Raw genomic sequence first — 14,582 nt, 5'->3', positions numbered from 1 at the left:
GCGATTATAGCTAAGATATTCATGAAATATCTTTTATTCGCTTTAGTGCTGGCTTTGGCGCCTGGTTTGACACCAGCCACTGCCCAACCAGCAGACAATAAAGATCGCCTAGCGCAAGTTCATTACTTGAAAATCCCCCGTGGTGACGCGCCAACCTTATTAAATCAACTCGCTCATCAAACTGATACTGTGTTGATTTACTCGTACGATCAAATCAAACACTTTCAAGCCAACGCAATTTATGGTTATTTTACTCTGCTACAAGCGCTTGATTATATGCTGCTAGACACAGGACTTGTTGCGAATGTAAGTGTGCAAGGCATTAAAATTACCACACTAAACAAACAACAAACGCCGGATAATCCGCCAATCAATAACAGTGCATTGGAGCAAGTTACAACCAATCTCGCGCAAACAGAAGTCATTAAAGTGGACGGCCGCCGCCCTGCAACTATTCAAGCAAAAGAAATTAAACTGCACGCTAAAAGCATAGTTGATGCTTTAGTGGTAGATGATTTAATTCCTTTGGTTGATATCACGGTAGCTGAGAGTTTAGCTAGAGTGCCAGGTATTCAAGTAACTCGCTTAAATGACGAAGTGGTTAATGTGCAAATTCGTGGGTTTGCGGACTTTACCACCACATATAACGGCCGCGAATTTTTCACAGCGCAGCAACGCCGCGGCAGTTTACGTGATTTCCCAACCCAAGTGATTTCGAGTGTTGAAGTACATAAGTCAGCGACCGCAGATAAAGTCGAATCAGGTCATTCAGGTTTATTAAATGTGCAAACTTTGCGGCCATTCGAGCTAGAAGCAGGGCGATTTTCTGTTGGTTTAACTGGCAAATATAATGATCAAAATGACAAGATTTCGCATATCAGTAATTTGTTTTATAGCGACAAATGGCAAAGTGATTTCGGCCAATTTGGTTTATTAACTAGCCTTTCGCACAATTTTAGCAATTATCAAAATGGCGTAAGTTACAACGCGGGTTGGTTTCCAACAACCACTGAAGGTTATGTGATGCCTGCACAAGTGGGTTTATATGCTAATGCTGGTGAACGCCAGCGCGATTCTTTAGTTGCTGCGTTACAATGGCAACCGACAAATCAGCTGCAAATTCACTTAGATATTTTGCAGCAAAGATATGCCAACCAACATTTATTCGACAATATAATCTTTCATTTAACCGATAGTGATGAAACATTTGGCGAGCCAAGTTTTGACCAAGTTGAATTTGTCGGAAATTCGGAAAACCAACAAGTCTCTCAAGTTGAAAAAACAGCCGGGCGACCGGCCTGGAGTTATCGCTCAGCGCAAGTTGGTAAAACCAATACAGACCAATATGCAGTTGGGGCATCTTGGCAAATGGACGCCATTCAATGGCAAACAGAATTAGCCTATACCGACAGCAAATATGATTTGCGTGAATGGAGTTTGGATAGCTCATTTGCAGCGCCCAAGCAGCTTGACGTGGATTTTTTTGCCAAGCAGCAACCACGTATTCAAGTTGATAATTTCCAAACTTGGGATGCAGAACAATATCTGCTGCGTGGTTATTTCCAAGCAAAATATCAAGCGGATAGCCAAGGTGTGCAGTGGCGGTTAGATGCAAATTACAGCGCCAATGGAAAATATCTGCAAGCAGTAAAAAGCGGTGTTCGCTACAGTTCAAGACAAGCACACAGAGAATACGGCAACAGATATGCTGGTTTATTAAATTTGCAGCGCCCACTTGTCGAGTTAGACTTTTTAGATTTCACCTTAACCGACAAACCGTACCGCAAGCTAAATTCAAATTTTCAGCAATATATGGTACCCACTCGGCAAAGTATCATTAAGCAAACAACCCAGCTAACAAACACGGCAATTGATGGGCTTGAGCAGTTAATTACGGAAGGTGACGAAATTGCCCAAGGGCAGTTATTAACTTGGCAAAACAGTGATATTAGTAGCAACCCTGCAAGCTATTTTGCTGCCTCTGAGCAGACTTATGCCTGGTACGGGCAACAACAATATGCTGTTGATTTAGAGAAGATTTCTTTTGATATCAATTTAGGCGTAAGACTGGTTAGAACCGAAACAGAGTTAAGCGTGTATACGCTAGCATTCAACCAGCCAGCAAATTCTTCCAACACAAACAGTTTTCAAAATAGTTATAACCATTATTTACCGAGTTTAAACATTAAAAGTAATTTAACCGACAATCTAATTGTTCGCTTTGGCGCAATTAAAACTTTGAGTCGGCCATCTTTTGAATTGTTAAATTCAACCATTAATTTCACCCAAGTACTGAATGTTGATCCCGGAAATTTAGCTGAAGGTATAGATGCATACGCAACAGCAGGTGATATCAAATTAAAAGCTGTTAGTTCGATTAATACAGATTTAACGCTTGAATACTATTTTGTTGAACCTGCTTATGTACACGCAGATATTTTTTATCGAGATGTTGATGATTTTATTCGTCAGCAAAACCAATTGCAGTTAGTTGAGCAAATAGGTTTAGTTGAAGTATTTAAACCCACCAATGCAGCAAAAGCTTGGATTAAAGGATTTGAGTTAGGTGGCAAAACTCAGTTTTGGTTTTTACCGAGTTTTTGGCAGCATTTTGGGCTGAATGCCAATGCTACTTATCAAGCTGGTTTTATGCGTGAACATTTGCAAGACGCCACTGTGGTTCGCCAAGCAGAAGGATTAGCAGACTGGGTTGGTAGTATGGCGCTTTTTTATAAAAGTGAAGAGTTACAAGCGCAGTTACAATATCAATACACAGGTGAACAAATAGCTTGGTATTCAGCAGAAAGTAACGAGTATTTTGCTGGCAACAAAATAGCGCCGCAATCCAAACTCGATTTTTCTGCGCGCTACAAATTAACAGACAAGTGGTTTTTGAATATCGCTATCAGCAATATCTTAGCTAAACCATTTCGAAATTATAATTATTACGGCGAGCACCTTTTTTATCCGCAGGATGTGCGCGATGAAGGGCGGTATTATTCGCTTGGTTTTAGATTCAATTATTAGCCCCATCAAATATCACGCCGATTTTGTCCTACTTTTCAACGAGTTTATCTATTGGATAATTTGCAAATAAAATGTAAATTGAATTAATACTTTCTGTTGCTGTGGGTTTAAAAAGTGAAATTCAAAAAACTAATATTATTGGCTGTAGTTGCAGGCTGAATGTTACTAGCATGCGGCGACAAAGCAGAAAAAACGGCTGCTGAGCCAGAAAATAAACTCAACACTATTTTAATTTTTTCGAAAACAACCGGCTGGCGACACGACTCAATTGCCACCGGCGTTGATGCAGTGAGCAAACTGGCTAAACAAAAAGGTTTAAAAGTTGTCACAAGTGAAGATTCCAATATTTTTAACGAACAAACATTAAAACAAATGGCGGCTGTCGTATTTGTAAATACCACAGGCGATGTGTTAGACGATGATGGTCAATTAGCGCTTGAAAGATATATGCAAGCAGGTGGCGGTTTTGTTGGAATACATGCAGCAACCGATACTGAGCACGAAGGCCAATGGTATTGGTATCGCCGCATGATAGGTGGGGTATTTAAATCACACCCGAATGACCCATCAAATGTTCAACAAGCACGCATTAAAGTAGTTGATACAGAGCACCCTGCAACTGAAGCCTTACCCGCAGAGTTTCTAATCGCGGATGAGTGGTACGACTTTAAAGATTTGTCAGACAGACGCAAAGATTTATTAGTTTTAGATGAGAGCAGTTACCAAGGTGGTTTACACGGTGCATATCATCCATTAGCTTGGTATCACGAATTTGACGGTGGCCGGGTATTTTATACTGGTATAGGTCATACCAACGAAGTTTATAAACATCCAATTTATTTAAAACATCTATCCGGTGGTTTGGACTATGTATTGGCCAAACGCAAACCATTAGATTACACAAAAGTAAAACCGGATTTACGCCGTTTCCAACAACAAACTGTGATCGAAGATTTAGTTGAACCAGTCAGCTTTGATTTATCGCCAGACTTAAACACAGCATTGATAACTTTGCGTCGTGGTCAATTATTATGGGTGGATATAGAGTCAGGCCAACAGCATATAATGGTTGAACTTGACCTATATGCAAAAGACCACAAACAAAGTGAATTTGGTTTTATATCAACCATTTTCGACCCAGACTTTGAACAAAACCAACTGGTTTATTTGATGTACGACATAGTTGATACATCAGGCCAACATGATTTATTGCAACGAATCTCTCAGGTTAAAGTTGTCGATAAAAAACTCGACATGCAAAGCGAGCAAGTATTGTTAGATATTCCTATGGACAATACCTGTTGCCATACAGGTGGCAATTTAGAGTTTGACCGCCACGGTAACTTATTTATAACCATAGGGGATAACTCAAACCCATTTGAATCGAACGGTACAGGGCCAATGTCAAATGAAGACGGTCGCCTACACCATGATGCATTGCGCACCGCCGGTAATACTCAAGACTTACGCGGTAAAATTTTACGCATCACTCCTAATAAACAGGGTGGTTATGCCATTCCTAAAGGCAATTTATTTGCTGATAGCACAAAAGGTCGTGCTGAAATTTACGTAATGGGTACACGTAACCCATACACTATGGCGGTAGATAAACAGTCAGACACAATTTATTTTGGTGATGTTGGCCCAGACGCTCGCGAAGACAGTAATGAATTTGGCCCACGTGGTTATTGTGAAATAAATAAAGTAACTGAACCGGGTAACTTTGGTTGGCCGACAATGATCGCCAATAATAAGTCATACCGCATGTACGATTATGCTGCGAAAAAATCTGGCTCGTTATTTAACCCACTTGCGCCACATAATTTTTCACCACGCAATACAGGCTTAAAAGACTTGCCACCAGCCAAGCCTGCTGTGCTGTATTACCCATATGGGCCATCACAAGAATTCCCTGAATTAGGCCAAGGTGGACGTAACTCATTAACCGCTGGTGTTTATCCAACTGGAGATGAATACAGCTACCCAGAATATTTTGCTAAAAAGTTATTTATAGGTGATTTTATGCGCCACTGGGTAAAAGTAGTCACTTTAGACGAATTTGACCGCGTGGTAAAAATTGACGACTTTGCGCCACATGCACAATTTGCTGGATTGCTTGATATGCAAATAGACGCCAAAGGTCGTTTATGGTTACTGGAATACGGAGTCAAATGGTGGGCTGATGAAGCCAAAGACTCGAAGTTAAGTTATTTCGAATACAGCGATGCACCAATTGAACAAATAATCGCACAAATTGCAGAGTTAAAAGCAGCACAATCAGCCGCAGCAAACGCAGAACCGGAAACGGAAACGGAAACGGAAGAAACTGGCGACAAAGTAGTTGACCATCAAACCCAATTAGCAATTGCTCAAGGCAAAGACGCAGCCAAAGAAAACCGTTGTATTGGTTGTCACCAAGAAAAACAAGACTCTGTAGGACCGAGTTTTATCAAGGTCGCCAACAAATATAACCAAGTTGAAGACAGCAAAAACAAAATTGCCACAGTAATTGCAACCGGCAGTTCGGGTCAGTGGGGGATTCATCAAATGCCTGCTCACGACTTTATCGCTCAAGATACGCGCGAGTTAATCGCTGAATATATATTGTCGTTTGCGGCTGAAGCAGAGGAATAATTTACTACCTAGAGTGTAACTGTCTGCAAATTTGGTAGACAGTTATACATCTCGCTATTCATCAAATAAAGATTCAGCCCCAATTAAAGGGACAAGTCGTAACAAAACATCTTGCATTACACCAGTTTCAGCCGTGGTAATTTTCTGCGCCTTACGGTCTTTCCACGAAAGTGTTTGAATCAAACTTGAAGCAACAACACTTGGTTTATCTAGGTTATTTACCGGAACTTCGGTGGCTTGACCTCGAATACTGGTACTAATCGGGCAGCAAATCAGCAAGCCAGTTTGCTGATTGTATTCTTTACTTGAAAGGACTAATGCAGGTCGGTACTTGCCGATTTCTTTACCTTTCACTGGCTCAAAATCCAGCCAAATAATTTCGTTGCGTTTAGGCACATACTCAGCCATTAATCACCCAATTCCTTATCCGATACGGACGCAAGTTCATCAGCATGAGCAGTGTGAGCATCCAAACCATTTAATAGCTCTTGTTCACTGAAGGGAAAGCGTTTTTTCGGGCGTTTAATTGGTTCGATAATAATTTTTTTACCATCGGCTTTAACCTCAATGTCAGAACCTTCAGCTAAACCAAGTTGTTTGATAAAAGCGGCTGGAATTATATTGCCGAGACTATTGCCAATTTTTCGGACTTGAGTGCGCATATCACACCTCATTAGTAATCACATTGTTATAACATGATTGATTGTACGCTGCCCATTGCTAGTGTCAACTTTGTTATAACTACGACCCAACCAATAATTTAACATAACATTTATTATCAGCTCTCTAGAAACAAAACAAAATACCAAGTTATCACGCCAATTTCATTGATAAAAAAATACCAGATTCGCGCTTTACAGAAGTCAAATCTGGTAATCAACCCACTACGCCATTTAACCTTTTTTAAACATCATATACTTTACACTATCTAGATTAATGAATTTGCGTTATAAGCCACTGAGGTTGCATTCTAGTATCGGCTGGGGTTAAATTCGCGGCGTTGTAAATTTTTGCTTTGGGCGTAACTAGTTATGGTGTGTAATTTTGTATTGTTGAATCCGAGAAACCGTGAAAATTTAGCCACTGTTATGCGCAGCGGGCAAAATTTTTCAGTATCGTCAGTTATTGTAATAGGCGGTTTTATTGCCGATAAATACAAAGGCAATATTCATAAATTTACCCACCAAATGGATACACAAGACGGTATGTCTAACTTAACCGTTTTGTATTTTGCAACGCTTGAAGATTTCTTAAAACACTTACCCGCTAAAACGACTTTGGTTGTGGTTGAAATGGAAGAGCAAGCTAAATACTTAGAAAGCTATCAACACCCAGAAAACGCCACTTACATCTTTGGCCCAGAGTTAAAAGGTTTTAGCCAGAATGAACTTAACAGCATAAAACAGCATTTTGCTGAGTTAAACAAAGATATACCAGCGGAGCATTTAGCTGGCAATAAACACACAGCCCATTTAGATTTTGTAAAAATAGCTATGGGTAATTCGTTAAATGTGGGTGTGTGTAGCTCGATTGTGATGTACGACAGGCATGTAAAATCTTTCAAACACGACAGGCTCTAATCCAACACTGCAGCGGTGCGCGCAATAGGTTATAATCCGGCGCATGAGTGCACACTAAACTAAACAGATGAACTTAGAACAAATTTTAAACGCCTTAGCAAGTACAGATAACGACTCTTTGCCAATAGATGGTATCAATCAAGCAAAAGCACAATGGTCTTTAGTGTGCCCTGAGATCCTTAATACAATTGATGTTTTTATTACAGATCCTGCTCTGTTAACCACAAAACAACAAAGTACTTTATTTTATGGCACCTTTTTACTTGCGGAAATGAAACATAACCAAGCGCTAGATAAAGTGCTTGAACTATTTTCCTGCCAAGACACCTTTTTAACCCCAATTGAAAGTGTTTTTGGCGATACGCTGACAGAATTGATCCCAAGCGTATTTTATATTTTAGCCGACGGAAACCCCGAAATATTATCCGACTACATTTTAGATAGTCACTTGGCTATGTATGGCAAAGGTTCGGCTATTGAGGTGGTATTTGCCCAATATGAAGCTGGTGCAGTTTCCAGATCTCAACTGTTTGAGTATGTGTCTTACTGGAAAACTACCTTTTTAACAAATCTGAGCTTAACCAATCGTTATTTGCTCAGCGTTTTAGCAACATCATGTATTGATTACCAACTAGACGAATTTAAAAACGAGTTTATTGCCCTGTGCAGTAAAGATGTTTTTGATGAAGATCGCGCTCCAAAAGAAGAGATTAAAGCATGGGATCATGCCAATGGTGTTAAACAAATAGAATCCGGCTTAATTTATACGGAATTCAACTTAGCAGAAATTTTTGCTACTTGGCATACACCTGACAATTTAACTGACGACGGCGCTCAGCAACAGCCTCACCAACAGCAAATGGATGACGAAATAACCCAACTGATGGCGCAAGCAACCAGCGAGTTGCGTAGCAATACTTTATTTGGTGAAGAATACATTTTGCAAAACAGTGTGCCTGTTAGCAGTTTAACCGCCAAAGTTGGCCGGAATGATCCTTGCCCATGTGGTAGCGGCAAAAAATATAAAAAATGTTGTTTGCATTGAATCAACACAAGTCCTGTGTTTTTTAAATAGAAACAGGTTTCCCATATCTAAGTATACAAACTCATCTACAAAAAGCGCATTATAAAACGCAAAGGAAAAACAAAAGACAGTAAAAGCGCATTATAGTAAGCTTAAAACCATGGAGTAATAAGTAAATGCGTATTATACTGCGCTACACATATTGTAGTAGGGCTGACTATGAAAACTGTAGACGTTGAAATGCATGTAAATGGAACTTGGCAGACCATTTGCCAAGTTGAGTTTATTGGTAACCAAAAGATCATCCACTCAACCAACAAATTTGCATACATGCAGCAACACCAAAGTGCTTACTATGCCGATATATCGTCTAAAGCCTGCGGTGTAAACTATCCGGTAACTTTTGATATTTATAATGAAGATAAATTACTAGGATTTATCGACGATATCATTCCTGCTGGTGCAGCTAGAAGAAAGTGGCTAGAAATTGACGAAATAAAACAAGCTGATGATCTTGAGTTTGCTTTATTAACGCAAGGCGCTATTTCTCCTGTTGGCAACTTAAGAATCAAATCAGCCGTTGAAAAGCTCAACGCAAATATAATTACGCAGTACTTCCCTATCGAAGATGTTATTAATCGGGATTCGGACTTTTTAAGTTACGCCCACGAAAGAGGCGCATTAACAGGGGGCGCAACTGGCGCAGGTGGCGAAGCACCTAAGTTACTACTAAGAGTGAATGATAATAATCAGGTATGGATTGACTGCTTCCAAAATACAAACTTGCCAGACAAAGCTTACTTAATTAAATTTCCACGTGGTGCTCGTACAGATATAGATAAAGATATATTACGAGCAGAATACAGTTACTACCAAGTATTAAGCCGTGCAGGCTACAACACAATAGATATTCTGAACATGAAGCTAGAAGAAGGCGTTAATATGCCGTCTTTATGGTTACCTAGGTTTGATTTGAAGTTCGACGATGGGCAGGAAGCGCACTATGGTTTAGAAAGTATTCTTTCAACAATTCAAGGCTCATCTGGCGCACCATTAAATCATTTTGAGGTTATAAGCAAAACGATTAATAACATCCGACAATCAATAACCGACACAGATACAGAGTTTGACGAAGCGTTATTTGTTTGCCAATGGTTTGAACGAGATGTACTGAATGTGATGTTTGGCAATGCAGACAATCATGCACGCAATAGCTCTTTGCTAAAGTCAGACAATAAAATAGAGCTATCCCCTATTTATGATTTTGCACCGATGCGAGTTGACCCTGAAGATATAAGAAGAACCATTACTTGGGGCAGTCAGTATGAATCAGGCGGTGAATACCAATGGAAAAAAATAATTCATTCTTTAGCTCAATACTGTGCACAGCAGGAGATCGCGTGTGACGAAACAATATTAACAGCAGCTTTTATCGAAGCGATGAGCAAATTTGAGAGCCTACCTGAGATGTTGGTTGATGCAGGTTGTCCTATTAGCATTATCGAACACCCTAAGAATCATTTTAGACATTGGAAGATTAAACATGAAAAATGGGTGGCTAGCGTATGAGTAAACCAACTAATTTAACACCAAGCCAACGTGAAGCGATTCGAAATGAAATACTGCAGCAACTTGAAAATAATGAAATATCATTGGGAGAGGCGGTTACTCAATTTAGAAAGCAATTAACGCATTTAACCCAAACGAATTATGCAGAATTAATAAAAATTAGCCGTAGAAGCATACAACAAATTGAAACAGATACTGGCAATCCGTCATTACAGACACTCAACAAAGTGTTAAAACCAATGGGTATGACAATGGGAGTGAAGCTTAAATAACTTGCAGATAATCAGGGTGATTCAGATTTCTTTCAATCTGACGGGTTTGCCAGCTTAACTGGGCAAACAAAAAAAGGCCAGTGCTTTCGCAGTTGGCCCTTTGGCAAACAAACAGTTTAGCTAAGCTGGTTAGTGATCTACCGAGCCACCATCTTGCTTCACCCCATCAACAGAGAAAGTTTCGAGGAAACGTGGCATTGATTTTTCACGCCAGTGGAAAAACATCGACTACAGGAAAGTCGTTTCGGCGCCAACAAGCTCACCATTAACTAACATTTAAAATTCAGTCGCCATTGCTTAGTTTCCGTTTGTTTAACAGTCAATTTTTTGTTGGAAATTTAACCTCTATTTAGTAACAGTTTAACTATTTAGCTGGAAGAGGTTATTAGTGACCCAAAAACACAAATTGTATACAATAAACATTAAAAAGATTCCAAAGAAACTTTATCTATGATACTTTGGCCTTGTTATACAGTTTGGTTTATATTGCAAAGAGTCATTTAAGAGAATGTTAAGAATGTCACAACCTGAAAGAAACGCTTTGTTTTACGCTTTTATTGTTTCAATAGGCGGCTTTATTTTTGGCCTGGATATCATGTTAATTTCTGGCACCTTTCAATATACCACGGTTGAGTTTGGTTTATCCGCAATTGAAAAAGGCAACATTGCCGCAGCGCCAAATTATGGCGCTTTATTAGCATTATTAGTTGCTGGTTATTTTTGTGAACGCCTTGGCCGCAAAAAAACCTTAATGATAATAGCGGGTCTGTACGTAATTTCAGCTATAGGCTCAGCATTTGCGCCCAGTTACTTTTGGTTATTTTTCGCCCGCTTAATCGGTGGACTTGCATTTACCTCGCTCAGTTTAGCTTCAATGTATATAGGTGAAATCGCCCCAGCTAAAATGCGTGGCAAACTAGTTGGTTTAAATCAGTTAAATATAGTATTTGGTATTCTTGCAGCTACAATTTTAAATTATTACCTAGTGCAAACTGTTGGCACGCAAAGCGAATGGGCAAGCTCTATTGGTTTAAATGAAGGTAACGTATGGCGCTGGATGTTGGGCTTAGAAATTTTGCCAGCGTTAATTTGGTTAGCATTATTAACAATTATTCCAGAAAGCCCTCGCTGGTTGATGCTGAACAACAAAAAACAACAATCGCTTGATGTTATTAAAAAGCTAGTTCCAGCAGCCGAAGTAGACGCTGAATATAAACAAATCAAACAGCATTTAAATACTACAGAGCACAGCCTAAGTTACATAGAGCAGATAAAATGCCTGTTTAGCAAGAGCATGCGCCTAGCTTTATTAATAGGTGTATTTATGGCCATTATTCAATCTTTATCTGGTATGAATGCAATTTTGGCGTTTATGCCTATGATATTCCAACAAGTTGGTGGTGGTGACTCGGCATTTTTACAATCAATTTGGGTGAGCTTAATTGGTACTGTGTTTACCGTGTTAGCCCTGGTATTAATTGATAAGTTAGGTCGTCGCAAGATATTACTGGGTGGTTTGTTTACTTGTGTTGTTAGTTTAAGTTTAGTCGCTTATGGCTTTTTTAACGCAGTCTACCTTATTGAAAGCAGTACAATTGAACAGTTAGCGTTAACGCATCCACAGTTCAACAGCCAACTCTTACAACCTATGCTTGACCAAGCTTTCTATAGCGATATCGAATTTAAAGCAGCGGTAATTAACTTAATCGGCCAAAGCCAATTCTCATTGTTAGAATCAGATTTGTTGTTACTCACCACAGATATGCCTGGCGAATTGGTCTTATTGGGGATCATCACCTTTGTATGTGCATATAACTTTTCACTTGGGCCTATTTTGTGGATTTTGTTTTCCGAGATCTTCCCAACTAAAGTGCGTGCAGTGGCGATTACCTCAAGTGCCTTAGTTGCGACCATATTTGGTGGCATTATTGTTCCGACTTTCTTTCCTTGGCAAATTGAGAATTTGGGCGCGAGTTTAACCTTTTTTGCATATGCGGGCTTTTGTATAGCTGGTTTAGCGATTATGGCGAAAATAACCCCAGAAACTAAAGGCAAAACAATTGAAGAAATTGAAGATTTAATTTCAGCAGAAAACGACGAGCCACAAACAAAAAATTCAAATATTAAACAAGCCAATTCGTTTAATTAGTTTTCGTGTAGCTGCCTTTTAAATTTGTTTGTTTGCCGCACTAAAGGCGGCTACACACCTCTTTAGCTCTGTAAATTAGTAGCCAAGCTGTTTAGCAATTTTACCTGCCGTGATTACCAATTCATTTTTAATATCTAGCATACTGCTTGTTTGGTCAGTTTTATTTTTTAATACTGATACCGCTAACGCAGCAACCACTTTGCCTTCTGGCTCTCCAATCAGTACTGCGACGTCACAAATACCGTCAGTAATTGAGTTATCTGCCAACAAATAACCTTGTGCGCGAATGGTATTTAATTCTGCAAATAAGTTATTTTGGTTTGATTTAGTCAGTTTAGAAAAGCTTTTTTCACGCTGTAAAATCATATCGCGTACTTCGTCATTACTATTGGCCAACAATACTTTACCTGAGGTTGTTGTCATAGTTGGAAATAATGAACCTTCAGCTATGTTAACTGACACAGGAACTTGGCTGCGTGCTTGGATAATGACCATAGTTTGGCTTTGATAAAGCATGCTCAAATAACAAGATTGCCCAATACGCACAGCTAAGTCTTCCATTTGTGGCAAAGCAACTTGACGCAATTGATCAATTGGCGAAATGGAGCGCGACAAATTATACAACTTTAACGACAGTTGATAGCGGCCTGACAACTCGTCACGTACTAAATATCCGCGCGCTTCAAGTCCAACCAATACTCGGTAAATTTCGTTAGCACTACGCCCCACACCTTGGGCTATTTCAGCTTGTGATCTCGGTAACTCTTGGCTAACTAAGTACTCCAAAATATCCAAGCCTTTGTCTAAGGCTGGTACTGCATACTTATTTGTTTTGCTGCTACTGCCAGTCTTGCTTTCAACTGCTGTCAAAGTTGTTGCCCTCAAGCATATTATTTGGCGCTTATATTAACATAGGAGCTTTAAAGCTTAGAGCCAATTCATGCTTACATTTAAAATGTTTATTGTTTACAAAAAGAGTGAATAACATTAAGCTAAAATTGTATAATATAAAACTAAAACTTTTCTGGCGGCACAACCATTCAGCAATGGCGGTGCATCTTTTATAGGGCAAAGCATTTTGCCCTATTTTGTTAAATTCAGACAAACTGTGTCAATTATGGCCAATACTAAGTTCACTAAATTTGTGAGTAGGTTATGAAAGCTGTTGTTCTCGCTCTACCCATAACTCTTGTTTGCATTGTAGGCTTGCTGTCTTTTCTATTAAGGCAGCCACCCAATTCCGTAGAAGAAACAAGAGTGCCGACAAATAGCGAAATTTCACGGGCGGATGCTGGAATGTCGGCTGAGCTAAACAGAGTCCAAATCGCAGATTCGCTAAAAAATACTGCACAATGTGACGACAAAGCTTTGCAACTTGATAACCCACAAACAATTAAAACTTGTCTAGCGCTAATATCCGCAGAAAAACCACCATCAATTGAACACTTAATGGCTTTATACCAAGCTTGGGCTGCGTTAGATTTACATTCAGCTTTGACTCATTTAGTGGCTCAGCCTACTGAAATTTCGAGTTATTTAATTTATGACGTGATCAGTGCTGCAAGTTCAAATAATTTAAATTCAGTGTTAGCTTGGCTTGACTCACAAACACTAGAAGAAAACCTTAAGTTTGATTTATTTGTATCTGCTTATGTTGGTGCCAGTGCCAATAACCAAACATCGATTTTGTCGTTAGCTGAAAGCCTATCCAATCCACAATTAAAAACACAAGTAATGGACAACATTCTAGTTGATTGGGCACAGCAAGATTACAACGCGGTTTTAGCTTGGATTGACGGACGCGAGCGCTCAGATATGTATCATACTGTGGTAAATAATCTGGTATTAAACCTGTTAGAGCTACAACCTTCCGAAGCCTTGTATTATTTAGAGTTAATGCCAGAAAACCCGCAAAAGACTAAACTGCTTGCGCGTTACGCACATGCAGCAGCTAAACAAGATTTAAATTCGGCTTTAACTTGGGCAAAAACCATAGAAAACTCAACCGAGCGTGCCGCGGCGTTAACCACTATTTTAGATTTGGCGGTAGCGGAGCCACAAAATAATCAATTTGCTTGGCAAATGGCGTTAAATGAAACAGAACCTAACATGCAGCAACACTTGTTATTGAATGTAGCGCAAAATATCGCTAATCAAGATGTATTATGGCTAGTTGATAAATTTGATGCTATCCCAGCAAATAGCCAAGCTGACATTGCTAAGGTAGTTATACAAAAGTGGCGAGAAATAGATGAAGAAGCTGCTACTGATTGGGCGAATTCTTTAGAAATAAACCCGCAACCAATTAACTGATTGCGGGTAGAATT

The 14,582-nt window shown here is 39.5% G+C and carries 11 protein-coding genes; 8 read left to right on the top strand and 3 right to left on the bottom strand.

The window, feature by feature from the left end; translation table 11 throughout:
- The first annotated feature begins 21 nt into the window (after positions 1-21).
- Together ACMZOO_RS18350 and ACMZOO_RS18345 are read left to right on the top strand one after the other, a co-directional pair.
- Complete coding sequence (locus ACMZOO_RS18350) at positions 22-3,027, top strand: TonB-dependent receptor (protein ID WP_440906338.1); 3,006 nt, start codon at positions 22-24, stop codon at positions 3,025-3,027.
- 159 nt (positions 3,028-3,186) lie between these two features.
- Complete coding sequence (locus tag ACMZOO_RS18345; RefSeq protein WP_440906337.1) at positions 3,187-5,661, top strand: ThuA domain-containing protein; 2,475 nt, start codon at positions 3,187-3,189, stop codon at positions 5,659-5,661.
- Positions 5,662-5,715: 54 nt separating this feature from the next.
- Here the strand turns inward: ACMZOO_RS18345 and ACMZOO_RS18340 are convergent, their stop codons facing one another.
- Both ACMZOO_RS18340 and ACMZOO_RS18335 read right to left on the bottom strand, forming a co-directional pair.
- A complete protein-coding gene (locus ACMZOO_RS18340; RefSeq protein ID WP_440906336.1) occupies positions 5,716-6,069 on the bottom strand; it encodes a type II toxin-antitoxin system PemK/MazF family toxin in 354 nt (117 codons plus the stop codon).
- Positions 6,069-6,323 carry an AbrB/MazE/SpoVT family DNA-binding domain-containing protein gene (locus ACMZOO_RS18335; RefSeq protein ID WP_440906335.1) on the bottom strand — a complete coding sequence of 85 codons (255 nt, stop codon included), beginning with the start codon at positions 6,321-6,323 and terminating at the stop codon, positions 6,069-6,071. The genes ACMZOO_RS18340 and ACMZOO_RS18335 overlap by 1 nt, the downstream gene beginning before the upstream one ends.
- Positions 6,324-6,692: 369 nt before the next feature.
- Between ACMZOO_RS18335 and ACMZOO_RS18330 the strand changes: the two genes are divergently transcribed.
- The 5 genes from ACMZOO_RS18330 to ACMZOO_RS18310 all read left to right on the top strand — a co-directional run bounded on the left by ACMZOO_RS18330 (position 6,693) and on the right by ACMZOO_RS18310 (position 12,255).
- Complete coding sequence (locus ACMZOO_RS18330; RefSeq protein ID WP_440906687.1) at positions 6,693-7,241, top strand: TrmH family RNA methyltransferase; 549 nt, start codon at positions 6,693-6,695, stop codon at positions 7,239-7,241.
- A 67-nt stretch (positions 7,242-7,308) separates the two neighbouring features.
- Positions 7,309-8,286: a DUF1186 domain-containing protein gene (locus ACMZOO_RS18325; protein WP_440906686.1), complete on the top strand. Its 978-nt coding sequence runs from the start codon at positions 7,309-7,311 to the stop codon at positions 8,284-8,286.
- Positions 8,287-8,484: 198 nt separating this feature from the next.
- Positions 8,485-9,834 carry a type II toxin-antitoxin system HipA family toxin gene (locus tag ACMZOO_RS18320; protein ID WP_440906685.1) on the top strand — a complete coding sequence of 450 codons (1,350 nt, stop codon included), beginning with the start codon at positions 8,485-8,487 and terminating at the stop codon, positions 9,832-9,834.
- A complete protein-coding gene (locus ACMZOO_RS18315; RefSeq protein ID WP_440906684.1) occupies positions 9,831-10,106 on the top strand; it encodes a helix-turn-helix domain-containing protein in 276 nt (91 codons plus the stop codon). The genes ACMZOO_RS18320 and ACMZOO_RS18315 overlap by 4 nt, the downstream gene beginning before the upstream one ends.
- A gap of 517 nt (positions 10,107-10,623) precedes the next feature.
- A complete protein-coding gene (locus tag ACMZOO_RS18310; protein WP_440906683.1) occupies positions 10,624-12,255 on the top strand; it encodes an MFS transporter in 1,632 nt (543 codons plus the stop codon).
- A gap of 75 nt (positions 12,256-12,330) precedes the next feature.
- On the opposite strand, the gene ACMZOO_RS18305 is transcribed toward ACMZOO_RS18310, so the two are convergent.
- A complete protein-coding gene (locus ACMZOO_RS18305) occupies positions 12,331-13,125 on the bottom strand; it encodes an IclR family transcriptional regulator (RefSeq protein WP_440906682.1) in 795 nt (264 codons plus the stop codon).
- 387 nt (positions 13,126-13,512) lie between these two features.
- Here ACMZOO_RS18305 and ACMZOO_RS18300 point away from each other — a divergent pair, with 387 nt between their 5' ends.
- On the top strand, positions 13,513-14,568 hold the full coding sequence (locus tag ACMZOO_RS18300) for a hypothetical protein (RefSeq protein ID WP_440906681.1): 1,056 nt from the start codon (positions 13,513-13,515) through the stop codon (positions 14,566-14,568).
- Positions 14,569-14,582: the final 14 nt, after the last annotated feature.

This window comes from Catenovulum sp. SX2 (assembly GCF_052056295.1).
Taxonomy (GTDB): Bacteria; Pseudomonadota; Gammaproteobacteria; order Enterobacterales; family Alteromonadaceae; genus Catenovulum.
Note: the sequence above shows the minus strand (reverse complement) of the source record. Positions and strands in the feature narration are given on the sequence as shown.